Here is a 19,607-nt window from a genome sequence, read left to right as displayed (position 1 = left end):
GTTAGTTCTTCAAATTCAGAGAGGCAGTGTGGGCCATAGCAAGGCTCAACTCGTAAGCGGAGTCAAACCATGCGGCATCGAATTGGCGAGCGGCGCGCAGTGCAAAAAGGCGCGAGGAGTTCCCTTGCCAGAACTCACTTTTTCCGGTGGACGCGTCAAATCCCACCATGAACGGCAGCATCGTCGCCGGGATTTTTACGTCATCCGCGCTGAGCCTTACGCGCTTCAGGAGGAGCTTGCCGTTGTCGGTGCGTAGAAATTCCCTCATCAAATTTCCGGGCAGCGCCGGCCACGGTTGATCGTCTGCATAATTGCGATGAAAAAACTGCTGCATTTCACAGTCCGACCCATCAAGCAGCCGACCAAGCCAAAGTTCCGTCAACATCTGTGGGTTATTGAGAAAAAGGCGAGCATCCTGAATATTGCCGTCGAAGTGACGATGAATACCCTGATCAAAGATGAATTTCAGAGCCGGCTGCCAGCGCGGCAGGTACTGGCTTTTACGCTGGATGTCCTTACGGATGATTGGAAGCAGTGCAGTGTCGGTCACCAGCGCCTCTTTCAATACCTCAAATGCCTGAAGCCATTGCGAAGGAGAAATCAACAGCCATTCAAAGGGCAGCTCAAGCGGCATGCGCTCTACCATGTTGGCGGCAAAGCCATCCAGCAAAAGCGTGACCATAACAAGCGCAGAAGGTGTGCGGATCAGCGCTTGATACAGATCAAGGCTAGGTAATGGGAGGTGCTGCAACTTATCCAGTAACGCCTCAAGCAACACCCAATCCTTATCCATCGGGGTCAACGCCATCTCTTCCAGTCGGCTGGTCAGCAGCGCCATGCGATTGTCATGATTCGCTTCACAAAGAGCCTTTTGTAGTGGCGAAAACCCTTCCGCCTGAGCGTCACCTTGCGGAGGTGCCACGCACGGGCGGCAACGGTAGTTACTTTCAGCGCTGGCGTAGATCAGCCAGGGGCTGGCGACGTTATCGGGAAGGTTTAGCACCCAACTACCGGTGAATACTTGCTCGGATAAATGTAACGATAACGGCTCGGGGTCACGATTCGGTAACGCGAGGGGGAGCGCCATTAGCAAGCCCTCCGCATCCTCTCGCTCCAGCAACAAATCGCGCCGTCCATCATTGAGCGAAACGAACAGCGAATGACTGTGTAGGCGAGCGACGGTGGAGTAACGACCGACGTGAAAGGTCCCTCGAACTCGATGAGCATGGACGAACTGCATCGTCACGCTCATGTCGAGCCCGGTATGGCATGACAGTATTTGCTGGATCGGATTGATCAGTTCAAACAAACGTATTTCACGAGTGCCTGTATAGCGAATTTCACGTGTAAGCGCGTTAGGTTGGTCTGTGCTGTGCGCAGTCAACCGTACTTGCCAGGCGTCGGCGCCAGTGGGGGACATTAGGATTGCCCGACAGCCCATTAGCTCCTCAACCGACAGATTTGCTCCTTCTCGGATAGACTCTTGCCTGGCATCCAGAAGAACGGCCCCTTGCCCGGGGAATGCCAGAGTCAGCTTCTGCTCCCCCTCCGGCCATTGAATGAGTAGCTGAACCGAAGTAGCCGGCGCCGCAGCCTTGCTTTCTACCGTCAGGACATTCGTATTGTTTTCATAGGTACGAGACAGCGTGATATCCGGACTAGCGCAGGTGACATGAATATCAGGCCAGTTCTCGAGAAGGATGCAACCCTTGCCGGGATCTGCGCTCGGAGTAAAACTAATCGATGCATTGGCAGGTAAAACAACGGCACGGGAACGTAGTAGACGCTGCCCCCCTCGGGCCCAGCTTAGCCAGCATAGTCCCGGCGCTTTTGCCTGAGCGAACGGTGTGTCTATGCCATTGGAGCGAGTATAGAGCTCGCTGACGGGAGCATAGGTAAAGCTGCCACCCGCCTGTTGGACACGCAGCCGAGGATTGCCACGGAAGAGCAGCCCCGGCACGGAGCCCGCATCCACAGTCTGCCCTTGCCAATACGCATCAACTCTGGGGGCAGCATTAGGACTCACAGTGACGTAATAGGACTGCTTACGATAGGTAAACTGCGTCTTACCTTGAGAGATTAACAGCAAGACCTGATCGCCGGGCATGCCCTCGTGTAGAACAATGGCGTCGTCGCCTTCCGAGTAGAAAAACGCGTTGGCGGGGATGAGGGCTATCGCCCTGCCGCCTTTGAGCGTAGCGCTGCCCTGCCCGATAAGACTGGCGAAAGGTCGGTAGTCTTCAAACAGCAGGGGCTCGTCGAAGCTAATTGGCTCCCCCCCTGGCAGATGCGCTGTATGTATCGCCTGACCGTTGCGACTGAGGATCAGCTGCGCTCCCGCATGGAGGTTTTGCAGCGAAAGCCCCTTGCGTGCAACGAGTTGATAGCCGCTTCCGCGACGCAGGGCTTCACCTACCAGATGCTCCTTGCCCGCGACCAACAGCAGCAACCGGAACTGGTGAGGCAGCTTATCGGGAGCAATCCCTACGGCGTCAGCCAGTTCTTGTGTCGATGTCTGAGCCAGCATCTCAAATGCCATTTCAAACACTGGCATTCCATCATCGGACGAAAATCGCAAACCACGGACAATCTGAAACGGTACGCGACTGTTCTGCACGCTGATAGTAGCAACGCTGGCGACAAGCCCCTTGATTAGCGTGGTAGCGACGGCACTATCCAAAGCTAGTGGGAATCGCATTTCCCAGTCAGGGCATTGCTGCTGAAGCTTCAAGAGTGGGTCAGACTCATTTTGAAGCTTGTATTGCTCGCGAAGCTGCAATACGCCCCACACCAGATCGCGGAGTAATTGGTAAATAAGGTCCTGGCGATAGCTTACAGGAAGTAATGCCGCCTGCGTCTTGATGGCATCCAGCAAGTCATCCTGGTGTAGGCTGCATCGAAGCGTTTGCTCAAGCACCATTCGTAGAAGACGAGACAAGCCGCCTTGAGCGGTCTCGAGCAGACGCATGGGTAGGCCACCGTTAATAGCGACATGTCCAATGTAGCGTTTGCCCTCCCCCCTGATTTCGGTGGTCAATTGCCATTGGCGGTGGCCTGCCAATACGTGGCGACTCGTTTGCTCATGGGTCATGCCAGGTTGTCCGGCCGCGAGGCAGAGCGGAGCCCAGCGCCAAGCTCCGCCGGCGTATTCACGCTTCCACCATTCCGCAGCAAACAGAAGCCATACCTGGCAGTACTCTGCACTACCAACGGCAAAACTTGGAATCGCACGAAGACATTGCTTTAGCTCGTTGTACTGAGCCTCTGTGGTTTTGTAAGCGAATAACGGCCGGCCATCCGGAGCATCAAGGCCTTTTTCAGAAAGAAAACGGCTAATCCATTGATTAAGCTGCACGTCTAGCTCCATGTATTCGCAGGCTGGGCACGGGGTGTCGATGTCGACACTTCACGATATCTCTGAGCTTAGAATTGCAAGCTGGCCGTTTAATATCAACCAATACTTTCTCGCTGAAAGAAGTCTCGGATAGAAAGCCCGCGCGTGCCGCAAATCACCCTCATTTACCAAACTCGGCTCAGAGTCTTTCAGCCCCCTTCGACGACATTTTTTTCAAAGATCGCCCATGCTTCACCGATCTAAACTTGACCAAACCTGTTTGCCACGGAGCAAATCACTCGCCTGCGAAATAATCACTATCGATTTGCTTCACCTCATAAACCTGCTTAACGCTCACGCCAAGGTTGTGCTCTACCATCAATCGCGCCAGCTCAACACCGTCGATTAATACCACTTTGATATCCAACCCCAACGCTGCAGTACGGGCACCCTCGGAGAACTCTGAGGTGGTGATGAACACTCCCTTACGTGCACGCTGGCGAGTCAGTGCGCCGATGAACTTGTCGATCTCTGGACGATGTACCGTATTGGCCCAGCGCTTGGCCTGTAGATAGATCACGTCGAGGCCGAGCTTGTCTTCTTTGATGATGCCGTCGATACCGTCATCATTAGTCGCTTGGGTCGCCTTACCAGCCTCTTTACGCGAGCCGCCGTAACCCATAGCGATCATGAGATCGACTACCAACTGCTCAAAGAAGCTGGGAGTACCTAGCCGGACTTGCGTCAGCAGCTCATCTGCCAGGGACTGCATCAGGGCTTGATGGGCATCGGCCAACTGCTCGTCTGGTGTGGTTTCAGCAATACCAACGTTCAGTAGGGAGGGAGCGTCAACTGGTTGCGGTTTGGCCGTGTGGAAGTCTGCAAACTCGGGGAACTGCTTCAACCAGCTCACCGTGATGCGCTGCGGACCATTGCTCAAAGCATCGAGACCACGCGGGGTAATTTGCACCATGCCCTTGGTTGGAATGCACAGCAGGCCAGCCTTATTCAAATAGGTGCGAGCCCAGCCTACTCGATTGTTGATTACCGTCTGATGACCAGAAGGTAGGCGCTCTTTGCGTTCATCCTCGGTCAGTTGAAACTGATCGGTCACCCGCTCGCGCAACTCATTTAGCGGCAGCGGCGCACCGTTCTGCACGGTGCTCAGCACCGGGCGCATCACACTTTGAAAGTCCGGAATTGCCACTATTACTCCTTAATCTTACCGGCTGCTTTAGGCGCCGCCGACGCGAGTCTCATCGAAGGAAGCCGCAGTCTTGAGCATCTTCAAAATCACCAGCGCAAACGCGCGGCTCTTCGTTTCGTTATCCAGCACTTCCAGTGACAGCTTTTCGTGGTCAGTCATCGCATCCAGTACGGTGTCGAGAACTCGCTTGGGAAACAGGCCGTGCATCACTTGATCAACCGAATGATTGTTTACCTGGGCCATCACATCTTCCTGACGGCTGATGCGCTGAGCGATACCGGTTAGGAACTGCAGTTGGTCATCGTCGCTCACTTCGGCGCCAAAGATATCGTTCAGCGCCTCAATGATTTCGGATAAGCGCTTCTTCTCCGGATCATGCGGCTTACCGCTCCCCACGTCACCGCCGGGTTTGACGGTGTATTTGCCCCTTTCCTCGTTCAGACGCAGCACTTGTTCGGCGCGCTTGCTTAGGCGGTAGTGGCTCAGTTGCAGCTCACCCACATCCACGTCGTCTTCTAGCAGGCGATCTACGCGCAGCAGCGGGTGCAGATGCTTCGCGTACACGCACAGCTGCTCTAGTTCATGATCCTCGTAAGGCACGATCTGTGATAGAAACTCGTATAGGCGCACAAAGCTTTGCAGATTCTTGCGGAACAGGTCGAGCTGATCAACCTGCTCGCCAGCTTCTTTCAATGCGTGCTCGGCTTTTTTCAAGCCGGCGCTATCCCCATTGGATTCGGCAGTTCGCTTGTAATCAAGCGCCTGCTGACGAGACTCCAGCGAGAAGGCATAGCGCTTGGCAAAACGCTCTTTGGCCGGTGCGCAGTAATAACTGAGTTTGCTAGCTTGCGCCTTGGGGTCGAAGAAGGCTAAGGCAAACGCTTCGACCTCTTGCCAGTGATAGATGCCCTCTGCATCCAGCTTCTTCTGCAGGTCATAGATGATCTGCGGGTCGGTCACATCAGTCAGCTCGGCCTTGGTGTAGTACGGCAAAAAGGCGTCGAGAATATCCTGCGGCTCGTTAAAGAAGTCGAGGATAAAGGTTTGCTTGTAGTCACCGAAGGTGCGATTCAACCGTGACAGAGTTTGCACGCAGTCCACGCCTTGTAGTTTTTTGTCCACGTACATGGCGCACAACTTGGGCTGATCGAAGCCAGTCTGGTACTTATTGGCCGCGATCATCACGTTGAAGTCTTGTGTGTCGAAAGCATCCGCCAGATCGCGGCCATTTAGGCCGGCGTTGAGCAAGCTGCTGTTTTCCGTGACCTCTTCAGGGATAACCTCATCCGGCAATACGCTGCCGGAGAACGCCACCAGCGGGTGCACATCGTTGTAACCCATATGCAGCACATAAGCTTTCAATGCCAACTGATAACGGACAGCTTCTTGACGGCTGCTTGTCACTACCATGGCCTTGGCTTGACCATTGAGCAGACCGCAGATGTTAGCGCGGAAATGCTCGACGATTACCTCGACCTTCTGACTGATGTTGTACGGGTGTAAACGCACCCAGCGCGCTAACTTGATGCGGGCTTTTTTGCTGTCCACCTCGTCGTCGCCATCCGGGTGGGCGATCTTCCAGGCGGTGCTGTAGGTGGTGTAGTTGCGCAGCACGTCAAGGATAAAACCTTCCTCGATGGCCTGACGCATGGAATACAGGTGAAACGGCTCAGGCTTGTTGCTGGTGCTCGCTGGCAGCGTAGGATCGGGCGGGCGACCGAACAGTTCCAAGGTTTTAGCTTTTGGGGTCGCAGTAAAGGCGTAGTAGCTGATGCGCTCATTAGGTTGGCGAGCTTGTACGGCAGCATCCAGTAGCTCTTCAGCGCTGATTTCTTCCGCCTCCAGAGCATCGCTGCCTAGAATTTGTTTCAACTTGCTGGCCGAAGAGCCAGTTTGCGAGGAGTGCGCCTCATCGGCGATCACCGCATAGCGCCCGCTGGCCAGCTTGGGATACTTGTCCAGCGCATCGAACAACGCCGGGAAGGTCTGGATGGTGACGATGATGATGCGCGTCTGCTCAGCCAGCGCCTCGGCTAGTTGCTCAGACTTGCTTTGGTTGCCGACATCCCGGCTGATCGGTTTGACCACGCCCTGGGCGTGCTCGAACTGGTAGATGGTGTTCTGTAGTTGGCTATCCAGCACCGTCCTGTCAGTGACCACGATCACCGAGTTGAACAGACGCTGGCCGGCATCATCGTACAGCGAGGCCAGTTGATGTGCGGTCCAAGCGATGGAGTTGGATTTGCCTGATCCCGCGCTGTGCTGAATCAAATAACGCTTGCCTGGCCCTTCGATGCGAGTGGTACCGATCAGCTTATTGACCACTTCCCATTGATGGTAACGCGGGAAGATCATTGTCTCTTTAGTAACCAGCGTGCCGTCGAAGCCTTCACTGGTCTTCTTGTCCAAGTGCAGAAAGCGCCCCAACACCTTGAGCCACGCATCTGGTTGCAGCAAGCGTTGCCAGAGGTAGCTAGTGGCGTATTGGCTATCGTCATCAGGCATCGGGTTGCCTGAACCGCCCTCTGCGCTGCCGAGGTTGAATGGCAGGAAGAAGGTATCTTTACCCGCCAGTTTGGTGGTCATCGCCACCTCGTTCTGGCCGACAGCAAAATGCACCAATGCCCCGCGTTTGAATGTCAGCAGTGGCTCGGGCTTGCGTGTTAGCGGGTCTTTAACCGGGCGGTCATTGCGGTATTGGCGCTTGGCGTTTTCCACCGACTGCTTGAACTCGCTTTTCAGTTCTAGTGTGGCGGTAGGGATGCCGTTGACGAACAGCACCAAGTCCAACCGTGGGTTGTAGCTCTGTCCACCGCTGCCAGCCTCACGCGTATGCGGCGAATAGGACACCTCAGGCACCACGCGCAGGCGGTTGCACTGGTAGCGCTTTAAGGTATCCGGGTTCATGCCGTGGTCGGGCTGGAAGCTGCACAACTCCACCTTCACCGCCGGCAGTTTAAAGCCATGGCGCAGCACATCGAGGGTGCCACTCTGCTCCAGCTCGCGCACGAGCTTCTGCACCAGTACATCATTCGGGTTGTTAGGGTTGGCCTTGGCGAACTTGTCCCAACGCTCCGGCCAAGCTTCCTTGAAGTAGGCCAGCACGTCCTCGGTATACAACGCCCTGCGCCGGTCGTAGCCGCTGGCGGTGCCGACCAACCAGCCTTGTGCGGCCAGGGCGTCGATGATGTCCTGCTGAAACTGAGCTTCCTTGCTGTCCGCCATTACACGACCTCTTGTACTAATTTGGGAGTTGGCACGCTGGTCGGTGGCTGCCAGCCGCGCACGTCGATTTTGCCGGTGACTGCGGCGGAGACAAGGGCGGAGCGGCGTTCTTGGAGAAGTTCTACAGCTAACTCGCCCTCGGCAATCAGTTCGTCAATTCGCCCAATTTGTTCATTGATCAGTTCGGCAATGGCGCCTTGTTCTTGCTCAGGAGGTATAGCCAGCCAGAAGGCGAGCAAGGAGGACTGTGGCAAATTATTAGCCAGGCCATTCCCTCCACTCAGCGCCTGTTCTATTTGAGATCGCATGAATTGCGCGTTCATTACCCAAACAAAAAATTGGCTACTGATCTTTTCTTCCAAATGGACACGGAAGATTTTGTCAGAGAGCATCAGCCGCTCACGCACCGGCCCCAACAATGCAGTCGAACCGACCAGCTCAGGCGACCCACTTGCTCGTGACATCAATATGTCCCCAGCACGAACCTCATACTCGGGAATTGGTTTCAGCGTAGAAGGTAGTGTCTTGTTCTCGGACGAATCAAAAATGCCTCTGTTAACGCAGCCTGCTTTCAGTACGCCCCAGCCGTCTTCTTCGGCAGGGTATGACTCACATTCAGGACTCCAACCTTGCTCAATAAATCGGATTACACGCCGAGTGGCACAAACAACCCAATGCGCTGGCACCTCGCCTAGCCACTCGATGCCGGAGTCTTTCATTGGCACCATCGGATCGAGGCCTTTGGTGACGGCGTGGGAGATCACGGCCCGGCGTTTTTCTTTGAGCAGTTCGATCAGGCGCTGCTGCTCTTCGAAAAGGACGTCGATTCGGGCAGTTTCGTGGTCCAGGAAGCGGGCGATATGGGTTTGCTCAAATATCTCAGGTGTCGCGACTTTGAAGTTATTGATCACATCAGTGGGAACCCGCTTCAACCCGCCAGCACCCATCATGCTAGACGTACAGAAGTCCATGTAACTGTTTTCCTGCACGCGATAATAAAGGTACTCAGTATTAACACCCTGATAGGGTCTAAGAACATTGATTTCGCTGGAGCCGAACCCAATGCCATTGGTTAGGCCTTTAGCAATCGCAATATTCTTATTCTCGAAGCACGGAGTGACCTTGGCTTGCAGTACATCTCCATCTTCGAAGTAGGTATAACCACCAATCACCTCTTCGATGGGGCGCTCTTCATCCAGTTGCACTGCACCGGTTTTTAGCTTCTCCATGGGAACGAAGCTGCATAGCTGTTCAATTGCGCCTTCGTAGCCTGACTTTCTCGGGTTAAGTAATGCGAGATGTTTTAACGGAGTCAATATCCAATGCTCCGGCACCTCGCCCAGCCATTCCACATCAGATTCTTTATACGCTGGATACGCCGGAAAACTCATGTCGATAGTCCCTCGATCATCTGCTTGATGCGGCCAGTGCAGGCTTTCAGGTCCCTATCGATCTCGGCCAGTGGGCGCGGTGGCTTGAACACATAGAAGTGGCGGTTAAACGGAATCTCGAAGCCTACAATGCCGACCTCGCCGTCCAGCGCATCGGTTTTACTTTCGTCGATCCAGGCATCCGGCACATGGGGGATGACTTCGCGCTGGAAGTAGTCGTACACCGATTCGCCCAGCGGTACGTTCTCGTTGTCGCGCAAGCCAGCGTCGGCTTCCGGCTGGCCCTTGGTCATGCACATATCGGCCTCGGGGTCGTGCTCGCTCAGGGCGCTCATCAGGGCTTTTAGCTCCGGTGTGCTGAGGCTGACGCTGTGGGCGGTCAGGGCTTTTTTCAGCAGCTTGCTGAATTGTTCGCGGTTGCGGTGCAACACGCTAGCATCCATCGCTCGCAGGGTGGTCATCAGTTGCTGCTGGGCAGCCCTGTCGAGTTTTTGCAGAGCTTTTTCTTCCAGCACCTTGGCGATGCGCTCAGCGCTGGTTTGGAAGTTCAGGCGCAGCGGGCGTTCGACGGTGATACGGCGGTAGCCGAAAGCGTCGATGGGGAAGATTTTGCTCTGTGCGGTTTGCTCGAAGCTGCCATACAGGCGCACCAACTCTTTGATCTGATCCTCGGTGATGTACTGGCGCTTGCTGCCTAGCGACTTGCGCATTTTGGCGTAGTGCTGGCTGCCATCGATCAACTGCACCTTGCCCTGGCGCGCGGCAGCCTTGTGGTTGCTGAGTATCCACACATAGGTGGCGATGCCGGTGTTGTAGAACATGTCGGTTGGCAGCGCAACGATGGCTTCGACTAGATCGTTCCGCAGCAGGTAGCGGCGAATCTCCGACTCACCCGAACCCGCGCCGCCGGTAAACAGCGGCGAGCCGTTGAGGATGATGCCAATGCGCGAGCCACCGTCGCGCGGGTCTCGCATTTTGCTGACCAGGTGCAGGAGGAACAGCAGCGAACCGTCGGACACGCGCGGCAGGCCTGGGCCGAAGCGACCGTCGAAGCCCTTGTGGTTGTGCTCGTCGGTGATCTGCTTCTGCACCTTCTTCCACTCCACGCCGAACGGCGGGTTGCTGAGCATAAAGTCGAAGTGATGTTCAGGGCCGGCCAGTTGGTCGTTGGACAGGGTATTGCCAAGCTTTATGTTCTCAACCTTCTGCCCTTTAATCAGCATGTCCGCCTTACAGATGGCGTATGACTCGGGATTGAGCTCCTGGCCGTGCAGCGAAACGCTGACCTTGTCGCTGATGGACTGGATGTACTCATCACCCTCGGACAGAAAGCCGCCGGTACCTGCGGTTGGGTCGTAGATGGTGACGATGTTGCTGGGCGTGAGCTTGTGGTCCTGATCGGTGATGACCAGCGAGGTGGTGAGGTGCACGATATCGCGCGGAGTGAAGTGCTCCCCGGCGGTTTCATTGGAGCTTTCCGCGAACTTGCGGATTAGCTCTTCGAAAATGATGCCCATTCCAAAGTTGCTAATGTACTCGGGGCTCAGATCCGTAGCGGCGAAGCGCTGTACCACCTGATATAGAAGATTGGCGGTTTCCAACTGCTGAACGAAATCTTCGAAGTGGAAGTGCTCGAATATTTCGCGGGCGTCCTTGCTGAACGCCTGCACGTAGCGCATCAGGTCATCGGCTGTCTGAGTGTCGGACAGCGTGGCGAGGGTCAGCGGGGAAGCGTTGAAGAACTGCTGTCCACCTGCTGCCCGCTGCATAAACATATCACGGACGGTGTCCGGGCGGCCTTCTTGAGCGTAGAACTCGCGAACCACAGCGTCTTTGTTTGGCGCCAGAACACACTCCATGCGCCGTAGCAGAGTGAATGGCAGGATAATGCGGCCGTATTGCGATTGTTTAAAGTCACCACGCAGCAGATCGGCAATGGACCATAGAAACGCGGCCGTCTGGGAATGATTTTCCGTGTTCACGCGGTAACTCCTTGGAGTACAGGCAAAAAACGCAAGTCTAACACCTGAGTGTGCCCATCCGAAGCGGGTGGATCAGGTTATGACTCTCGCCGACAACACGTTTTCCGTCGCTTTTCCGGTTTGAAAACGCGCCACTGCGTTCTGTCTGGGGGTATTAAATCTTTGTCGGCTTACACACAGAGACTCACACATGCCGGCACATACCAATCAGGAGACCGCGCAATACTTTGAGGGCCGACTTGCCGGGTACAGTAACGGCTAATGGGCCCGCCGGTAGGATGTCACTACCCAGGGTTCAGCCTCACAAAAAAACCGTAGGCTGAACACAGTACAAAACTAAGACTCGATCACCCATCGCCCGCGCAACATGCCTTTCAGCTCATCAACGCTCAGCGTCATATCCCGCTTGCGATGGACCACCGCATGACAGTTGGCGCACAACGTAACGAGGTCAGTCTCGGGATTCACGGCTTTCTCACCACCAAAGTCCGAAATCGGCACTATATGGTGAACGTGAATGAAGCCCTTCGCGTGCTCGCCGTACGCCTTTTCAAAATCAAAGCCACATGCCTTGCAGTCAAGTCCGTGGATAGCAATGGCCTTCACCCTCAAATCTTTCCGGCGTTCGTAACGGGTTCCAAAGTAACTTGATTTGCTGCCTTCATTGGCCGATTCAAAGATCAATGGATCGCCTTCTGAATTTGGCGCGACCTGGTCAGCCTGGGAAGACAGGAGCTTCGCATGACTGAGGATTGCATCGTAATCCAGTTGGGAAATGGACCGAACCCCGTCACGCCAATAGTTGTTCACGCGAGTAGCGGGGATCGTCTCCAGGTACGCTCCGTTAACTTTCGAGGGGATAGCGCCTTCAAACGGAGTGAAGTTTTCGATCAAAGCAAAAAGGTCACCCTTATCACTCTTCCGGTCTGCGTAGACCTTGCCGATGCGTGCCATACCAAAATAATGCGGATCGGCGCTGAGGCGGGCAGAAGCAAAGGTTTTGTCCTGGATGCGTCCTTTGTAATAGATCACTTCGGTTCCTTCAGCAAGCCAGGCTTGGTACCGCTTGGGGAAGTGATAGACAGCACCGGTCTCGTCTTGCCATTGCGATGTGTCGTTTTCAACGATGACTGCGGGCATTCCATTTCCTCTCGACTGATGGCAAAAGCCTACCAAAAATGAGGAAACTTCTTACAAAATATTCCAGCTCAACTTTTTAAGATTCTTATTCTTTATATAAATTAATAAGGTGAGAAAGCTTTTCAGCTTACCCCGGAATCAACAAAAAAGACGTCCAAAGACGTCTTTTTTGTACCTGGCATTCCATCAACCACAATGCTAGTGTCGCCCCATGACTACCTATTGCCTCACATCGACAACCACCACCACGACCACATCAAGCGGAGCGTGCGAGGTGTCGTGAGCCAATAACCAACGAACTTCAAAGGCCCGCCAGCGATGGACAGGGCCTTTTTTATGCCTTGTGTCGCTGGTTCACACGCAAGGAGATGCACCCATGTACGCCCTGTTGATACTGGATATCCAAGTCGGACTCATCCACGGCCCGGAAAAACCCTGGCGCTGCGACGAGCTGTTAGAAACCCTCAATACCCTGATGGACAAGGCCCGCAGCGCAGGCGCGCCAATTTTTCTCGCGCGTCACATCGGCCCCGCTGGCTCGCCAATCGAGTCGGGCAGCCCGCTTACGTTGATTGCAGAGGAACTGAAGTTACTGGGTGGGGAAGTGGTGTTCGAAAAGCGTCGACCTAACGCTTTTGCAATGACTGACCTAGCTGACCATCTGCGCTCCAGCGGCGCCACCGGCGTGGTAGTTACCGGGATGAAAACGCAATACTGCGTCGACAGCACCTGCCGCGCCGCGCGTGATCTTGGCTTTGATGCGGTGCTTATCGCCGACGGTCATACCTGTTCTGATACGCCCTTGATGAAAGCCGAGGCCATCGTGGCTCATCACAATGCCACGCTCAACGGGCCGTTCTGCCAGTTGGTTCAGGCTGAGGACTGGAGCTTTTAACAGAGCCTGACGAGGGGGAGGTCAACAGGGCCGAGCTTCGGAATTTTCCCGCAAGATGCCGAGCTGTCGGTGAACTAGCGCACTCAGCCCAACAAGCCTAGCCTCCCCCTGTCGCTGCAAAATCAGCGACCGGGTTTAGCAGCTCGGTTAATATCAAGGCTTGCAAAGCCACCATCCGTTCGAGCGATGCTTTCAGCATTCGCTGGTTCGTGTCATGGCGGCTGTGCGTGGGGCACTTTCGGGTGCGCCGGGTTCCTTGATTCCTGGTCTGCTAACCCGCGTACGGTCGCCACCCTTTTCGTTTAGCAGCGATGTCTGGCGACTCCATCAATCAAGGAGTTTCAGCCATGAAAAAAATCACCCCCAATCCCCCAACCACCCTCTTCACCCTCGCCGAAAACATCCACCCCGAAACCCTGCTAATCCAAGCTAGCGAAACCCTCGCTTCCCTCAACGCCATGACCACCGACCTGGCTTTCGAACTTGAAGGCGCGCACCGCCTCAAGTTGCTGGCCGCTCAGCAATTGATCGTTCTAGGCGAGTTACTCGTTGAACGAGTCTTGAACACCCAACCATTCACCAGCCAGACGCCACAACCCTAAAACACGCAAACGGGCGAGCTGCCTCAGCGCATCTCGCCCGCTGGCATCCCCTCACACTTCCCATTACCCTGACGGCCTTTATCAGACAACCGGAAGTCAGATACCCGTGCTCAAGCCCTTCGCCGTCATCGCCCTCACCGTCATGCCCTTACTCACCACCGCCGCCGAGTTGGCCGGGGTTTGGCAAGGCACCTTGGGCAAATCCGCTATCACCGTCTGTTTCAACGGCGCCGATGGTGAGCATGGCAGTTATTACTACCAGCGCATCCGTACCCCTATTCAGTTGACTCAGGCCAACGACAACGCGTCGTGGGTGGAAGAAGGAAACACCGGTTTCTGGGCCCTGCAAAAACCTCAGGGCGATACTCTTTCTGGTGCTTGGAGCAAAACCGATGGCGGTGCGCCGCTGCCACTGGCCCTGCGCCGCATTGGTACGGACGGCTGCGGCAGCGATGCCTATAACGCGCCCATGGAAGCCGCGCCGTTGCCGATCAAGACCGAGAAGAAGACTTTCCACAACCACACCTACCAGCTCAAGACCCAAGGCCCACGCGTCACGCTCAAGCTGGAGGGCGATGGCCCGGCGGTGCAGAAGATCAATCAGCAACTCGCCGCCCTGGCCGTCAATGACGAAGATCTAACCGACTATTTTTATGAGCGGCGTGAATACCTGGGTCGAAACGGTTCGGTCTATACCAGTGAGATCGAGGTTGAGCCCGCCTATTGGTCATCGCAATTTCTCACCGTGCGGTTCTACCGCTGGGCCGCAGGCCAAGGCGCCATGGGCATCAGTTGGGGCCTGCACTCCTGGAACCTGCAAACCGGCGAGAGTGTGGACCCATGGACTTGGCTCGGCGGCCATCAGCAATGGCATGACGCCTATTCCGGCCATTTGAAGCTGCCGGCCGCCTTCAGCGCTTGGCTGGCCAAGCAAACCACTACCGACGAGGGCTGCCCGGCGATTACCGATTACTCCAACTTTCACCTGAGCTTCAACACTCAGGGCCTGCAACTCTCGACACCGGCCAATGGTGACGGTTGCGACAACGACTTGGCCTTCACCTGGGAGCAGTTGGAGCCGGTGCTGACCGAACAAGGCAAAGCGGCAGTGCCCAGCTTGAAACTGCCTTGACGCGCCGGAGAAAAACCACAAGGCCGTTCACCAAAGGTTAAGAATCGCGCTCGTATACTCCCTGACTACCCATGACCGGTCGCCCGATCGGTCTCATGCCTCGGTAGCCAGACTCCATGACGCGCCCCGCTCCCCTGCTGCTCTTGCTTGCTGCTCTGTTGTTCTTCTTTGCCCTCGGCAACCACGAGCTGCAAGGCTCTACCGAAGCCAGGGTGTCCGGGATCGCCATGGCGATGCACCTGGACAATGACTGGGTGGTGCCGCGCCTGTTTCGTGAACCCTTCTTGGAAAAACCGCCCCTGAGCCTATGGCTGGATGCCGGGGCGATTCGTTTGTTTGGCGCCAGCACCGGGGCGGTGCGCCTGGCGTCGGCGTTTGCCGGGTTGTTCAGTGTGATGCTGTTGTACGGGATGTTGCGTCGGTTCGGGCGGCCGCAGGCGCTGGCGTTCAGTGCCGCGTTGATCCTGGCGACCATGGCCAGTTACTGGGGCAATGTGCGGGGTGTGGGTGAGGATTCGTTGCTCAGCCTCGGTGTCACCGCGGCCCTGCTGGGGTTTTACCAGGCGGTACGGCCCGAGCGCGAAGGTTCGAGTACCTGGGCCTGGGCGTTGTTTACCGCCGGGATGGTCATCGCCACGTTGAGCAAGGGCGTGTTGGGCCTGGCGATGCCGGGCATTGTGATTTTTGTGTACTTGTTCAGCACCAGCCTGATGGATAAACGCCTGCGGCTGGGCGATTGGCTCAAGCCGGCGCTGTTCACCTTGTTGGCGTTGGTGCCGTTGCTGATCTGGCTGGGGTTTCTGTTTCAGCGCGGTGGGATGCAGGCGGTGGGTGAGGTGTTATGGACCAATAGCGTCGGGCGCTTCAGTGGTTCGTTCGTCGAGGCCGGGCATTACGAACCTTTCTACTATTACCTCGCGAAACTGCCCGAGGCCTTCCTGCCCTGGAACATCCTGGTGTACCTGGGCCTGTGGCACTTCCGCAAAAGCCTGGTGCGTAACCGCTATCGGTTGTTTTTCAGTGTGTGGCTGGTGGCGCAGTTCACTCTGCTGACCTTGGCTTCCAGCAAACGCACGGTGTACTTGATGGCGCTGACGCCAGCCGCTGCGGTGCTGGCCGCCGAATATGCGCGGGTGTTGCTGGAGTGGGCCAAGGACCATAAGCCGGGGCTGTACCGTTTTCATCGGCGCATTATCGGTGGGGTTTTCGCCCTGGCCATCGCCTGCTACCTGAGCGCAGCGTTCTGGTTTGCACCCAAAGCCGATGTGCGCCATTCATTCGTACCAGTGATGAGTCAGATCCAGGCCCTGCAAGACGAAGGCAGGACGGTAGCGATGTATCAACCCAACGAGCGCATCGACGGCGCCAGCGTGTTCTACCTGCAGGCCTACTTGCCGATCCTGAACACCGAAGCCGAACTGCGTACCTTCCTCAGCGCCAAGCCCGGCAACGTTGCGTTGACGGACCACACCGACCGGCTGAAAAAGCCGGTTACGGTGATCAAGCAAATGGCGGTCAACCGCCAGCCTTATTACTTCGTGGAGCAATAAGGCCGGCGCGGAGCATCAGTGCTTGGTGAGTTTGTCCAGGTAGCCCATGGCGAACGCTGAGACCACGAACGTCATGTGGATGATCACGTACCACATCAGGTGCTGTGGATCGACGTTCTTGGCGTCCATGAAGATCCGCAGCAGGTGGATGGAGGAAATCGCCACGATGGAGGCCGCCACTTTCATCTTCAGCGACGAAGAGTCCATGGTGCCCAGCCAGTTGAGCTTTTCTTTGTTCTCGTCGATATCCAGCTGCGAGACGAAGTTCTCGTAGCCGGAAATCATCACCATTACCAGCAAGCCGCCCACCAGGGCCATGTCGATCAACGACAGCAGCAGCAGGATCACTTCGGCTTCCAACATGGTGAAGATGTTGGGAATCACGTGAATGATTTCCTGGAAGAATTTCAGCGCCAGGACCAGCAAGCCCAGGGACAGCCCCAGGTAGATCGGCGCCAGCAGCCAACGCGAGGCGTACATTGTATTTTCGATAAAGCGTTCCATTGAATCTCACACAGCTTGGCTAAAAATGGCGCCGAGTATACCAGCCGCCACCCGGCCCCTGTCACCGCGAGAAAACTGACCCAAGTGGCATCTGTAAGAGAATTTTTCTGCTAGTGTCGAGGCCATTCACTCGGCTCGATGATGTCGGACAGGAAAACTCAGATGATGGATGTGCGATCCCCTTTGGCCACTTTCGGCCTGTGCGCGGCGTTGCTGATGGCCAGCGGCTGCTCCCCCAAAGAAGAGCAGAAGCAGGCGACCCTCGAAGAGAAAACCACGAAGTTCGAACAGTCCCTGGACACCATCCAGGACCCCCAGCTGCGCGATGCCATTGCGGACCTGGGCGGCTCGCTGCTGTTGCTGGAACGTGCACGCGCCAAGCTCGCCAGCAAGCCCATCGAAGCCGAATACGGCGAAGACAGCCTGGCCCTGCTCAAGCATTACCCTACGCCCCAAGCGCTGGTGGACACCTACATCAATGGCCTGTTCGTGCTGCGCAAAACCTCACACTCCGACTACCTGACGGATTTGCAGCCGGTCTTCCCGTTCAACTTCAACGCCCCGGACCAATTCCCGTTCCCCCATGGCCTGGAATGGCAGTCGGTCACCCTGAGCAACAATAAAGTCATTCCCTTCCAGCCGGAATGGTCAGAAACCGACCCCGGCATCCAACTGAGCCCCAGCAGTTCCAACCTGACCAACCCCGACGACCTGACGGTGACCTACCCGTTTATTGAAGGGATCGAGACGGAAAACAAGAGCCAGCCACAACCCATCAGCCTCAAGGGCGCGGTGGAGGTGATCACCCCGGGCAAGGTGCTGACGTTTGACCTGACCAAACAAGACGTGGGCCATAAACGCACCGACGGCAATATCACCCTCAACCTGCTGACGCTGGAAAAAAACTACGCCGAGATCGAACTGACCAACAGCCAGCCCCTGGCCGCCGAAGTGGGCGATGCGTCACCCAACCCACTGCTGGTGCAGGCACGGGACAGCACCGGGCAGTTTCTGACCCGCTCAGGCTCGATCAACGAGAGTGCCGCGCAAGTGGCGTTCTATGAAAAACAACTGGCCGAGATGCAAAAACAGACCGCGTGGTCCGATGCCTTCGATAAACAGCTCACCGACGCGCAAAAAGCCTTCGAGCGCCAGCAGACCAGCCATTACGCCAAGGTGTATTTCAACGGGCTGGTCGATAACCTGCAGGTGAATGTGCTGGATTTCTCCAAGGCCACGGTCACCCGTAAAGACCTGGACCTGCCGGTGATGCGCTTTGACAGGAACAGCCTGCAAAACACCGTACAGCCCCTGCCAATGCCGGTCACGGTGTATGACGACGGCGCCGCCAGTTGGCTCAAGGATGCCTCGATGACCGAGGACCAACTGAAAAACAGCGTCACCATCAGCCAATCGACCGAAGACGCCAGTGCCGCAAAAATCGTGTTCGACCACCCGTTCACCTTCAATGACGACCTGGTCGGTGCCGAGCGCAACAACAGTGACGCGCCTATCACCTTCTTCACCGCCGACGCCAAGGGCGAGCGCGGCGAGCCTATCGAGCTGCCGACCGAGGCTTTCGAGCTGAACGCCGTCAGCGGCACGCTCACCTACGACCTCAACCTGTTCCCGGAAACACCGGCGTTTGTGGTGGGCTCGGTACCGTTGTTTCTGGCCACCATCGAGAAGGCCACGATTGACGCCGCCAAGCTGCCCAAGGGCCTGTCGCTCAAGGACAACGCGCTGATCGTCGACCAGAAGGACTTCCCCACCGACAGCTGGCGCTTCTACGCCAAGGATGCCAGCGGCAATTACCTCAAGGAGATCCTCGGCGTCAGCCACCGCGCCGAGGAATACGGCACGGCGATGTTTGACGTGCATTACTTCTACGGCCAGCCGACCACGCTGGAAAGTTACCAGCGCACCGACCTCAGCACCGTGCAGTACGGCTTTGAGGTCAAGCTGGACAAGCCTGAGAGCAAATAGCCCTGGGTGGACGCGGAGCGTCCGGGGCGGCGTTACCACGCGGAGCGTGGGAACGATCCTCAGAGGGCTAGCCGCTCCTGGCCGCCATTGAGTTGGCGCAGATGAGCCTGCAGGTGCAGGCACCAGATCTGCGGCTCGTCCATTTGCTCGTAGCCGTGCAAGGTCAGGCTATCAACGATGGTGCCCAGCATGCGTTCTGCCACGAAGGGCCCATGGAACGGGCCCTGGGATTTGACAGTGGAAGGCTGCTCGCCCGACATGCCGGCGGCAAACAACAGCGTCCACATCCCGTTATCCCCGGCGAGAGGGCGAATGGAGCATTCGATACGGGTGACCAGGCCCAGGCACTGGCGAGTAAGGCAAAGGTTGCGCGACATGGCGGCGCCCCTCGGTAGATCGGTGTTCAGCCCCAGCGCACGGCGAGGCTGTTTCTATCCTGCGACTCCTGTGGATATCCCTGAGTCTGAGAATAGAAGAAAAACACCACAAACCAAGGTTGTAGGGACCAACGGGCGTTGGTCCCCGAGAATGGAGTCAATTTTGTGGCACGCTAAACGCGCCCCAAAACACCACGGACCAGTGTGGGAGCTGGCTTGCCTGCGATGACAGACTCACAGCCAACCCCCCAGTTGGCTGATACACCGCTATCGCAGGCAAGC

Annotated in this window: 13 protein-coding genes; 5 read left to right on the top strand and 8 right to left on the bottom strand. The window is 56.4% G+C overall.

Annotated elements, in window-relative coordinates:
• Position 1: 1 nt before the first annotated feature.
• The 6 genes from BT199_RS22950 to BT199_RS22925 form a co-directional block, all read right to left on the bottom strand.
• Positions 2-3,355 carry an STY4851/ECs_5259 family protein gene (locus tag BT199_RS22950; RefSeq protein ID WP_256576027.1) on the bottom strand — a complete coding sequence of 1,118 codons (3,354 nt, stop codon included), beginning with the start codon at positions 3,353-3,355 and terminating at the stop codon, positions 2-4.
• 274 nt (positions 3,356-3,629) lie between these two features.
• Positions 3,630-4,541 (bottom strand): restriction endonuclease, encoded by a 912-nt coding sequence (locus tag BT199_RS22945; protein WP_083535090.1) that lies wholly within the window; start codon positions 4,539-4,541, stop codon positions 3,630-3,632.
• A 27-nt stretch (positions 4,542-4,568) separates the two neighbouring features.
• On the bottom strand, positions 4,569-7,766 hold the full coding sequence (locus BT199_RS22940; protein ID WP_072435521.1) for a type I restriction endonuclease subunit R: 3,198 nt from the start codon (positions 7,764-7,766) through the stop codon (positions 4,569-4,571).
• Positions 7,766-9,157 carry a restriction endonuclease subunit S gene (locus BT199_RS22935; protein WP_060768017.1) on the bottom strand — a complete coding sequence of 464 codons (1,392 nt, stop codon included), beginning with the start codon at positions 9,155-9,157 and terminating at the stop codon, positions 7,766-7,768. The genes BT199_RS22940 and BT199_RS22935 overlap by 1 nt, the downstream gene beginning before the upstream one ends.
• Entirely contained in the window at positions 9,154-11,139 is a 1,986-nt protein-coding gene (locus BT199_RS22930; protein WP_072435520.1) for a type I restriction-modification system subunit M, read from the bottom strand. Before BT199_RS22930 ends, BT199_RS22935 begins: the two co-directional genes overlap by 4 nt.
• A 336-nt stretch (positions 11,140-11,475) precedes the next feature.
• The gene (locus tag BT199_RS22925) at positions 11,476-12,279 is read right to left on the bottom strand and encodes an HNH endonuclease (RefSeq protein ID WP_072435519.1); all 804 of its coding nucleotides are present in this window, start codon (positions 12,277-12,279) and stop codon (positions 11,476-11,478) included.
• Positions 12,280-12,655: 376 nt separating this feature from the next.
• Between BT199_RS22925 and BT199_RS22920 the strand changes: the two genes are divergently transcribed.
• From BT199_RS22920 to BT199_RS22905, 4 genes are all read left to right on the top strand, one after another.
• Positions 12,656-13,174 carry a cysteine hydrolase family protein gene (locus tag BT199_RS22920; RefSeq protein ID WP_072435518.1) on the top strand — a complete coding sequence of 173 codons (519 nt, stop codon included), beginning with the start codon at positions 12,656-12,658 and terminating at the stop codon, positions 13,172-13,174.
• Between the two features lie 347 nt (positions 13,175-13,521).
• On the top strand, positions 13,522-13,776 hold the full coding sequence (locus tag BT199_RS22915; RefSeq protein WP_072435517.1) for a DUF6124 family protein: 255 nt from the start codon (positions 13,522-13,524) through the stop codon (positions 13,774-13,776).
• A 106-nt stretch (positions 13,777-13,882) separates the two neighbouring features.
• Positions 13,883-14,908, top strand: a complete 1,026-nt coding sequence (locus tag BT199_RS22910) for a hypothetical protein (protein WP_072435516.1) — start codon at positions 13,883-13,885, stop codon at positions 14,906-14,908.
• Positions 14,909-15,024: 116 nt separating this feature from the next.
• Positions 15,025-16,458 carry an ArnT family glycosyltransferase gene (locus BT199_RS22905; RefSeq protein ID WP_072435515.1) on the top strand — a complete coding sequence of 478 codons (1,434 nt, stop codon included), beginning with the start codon at positions 15,025-15,027 and terminating at the stop codon, positions 16,456-16,458.
• Positions 16,459-16,473: 15 nt separating this feature from the next.
• Here the strand turns inward: BT199_RS22905 and BT199_RS22900 are convergent, their stop codons facing one another.
• Positions 16,474-16,962: a TIGR00645 family protein gene (locus tag BT199_RS22900; RefSeq protein WP_014719996.1), complete on the bottom strand. Its 489-nt coding sequence runs from the start codon at positions 16,960-16,962 to the stop codon at positions 16,474-16,476.
• A gap of 162 nt (positions 16,963-17,124) precedes the next feature.
• Here BT199_RS22900 and BT199_RS22895 point away from each other — a divergent pair, with 162 nt between their 5' ends.
• A complete protein-coding gene (locus tag BT199_RS22895) occupies positions 17,125-18,948 on the top strand; it encodes a hypothetical protein (RefSeq protein ID WP_083535089.1) in 1,824 nt (607 codons plus the stop codon).
• A gap of 59 nt (positions 18,949-19,007) precedes the next feature.
• Here the strand turns inward: BT199_RS22895 and BT199_RS22890 are convergent, their stop codons facing one another.
• Entirely contained in the window at positions 19,008-19,325 is a 318-nt protein-coding gene (locus BT199_RS22890) for a PA4575 family protein (protein ID WP_003194269.1), read from the bottom strand.
• Between the last annotated feature and the right edge of the window lie 282 nt (positions 19,326-19,607).

The sequence above is a fragment of the Pseudomonas sp. NFR02 genome, from assembly GCF_900119375.1.
Taxonomy (GTDB): domain Bacteria; phylum Pseudomonadota; class Gammaproteobacteria; order Pseudomonadales; family Pseudomonadaceae; genus Aquipseudomonas; species Aquipseudomonas paracarnis.
Note: the sequence above shows the minus strand (reverse complement) of the source record. Positions and strands in the feature narration are given on the sequence as shown.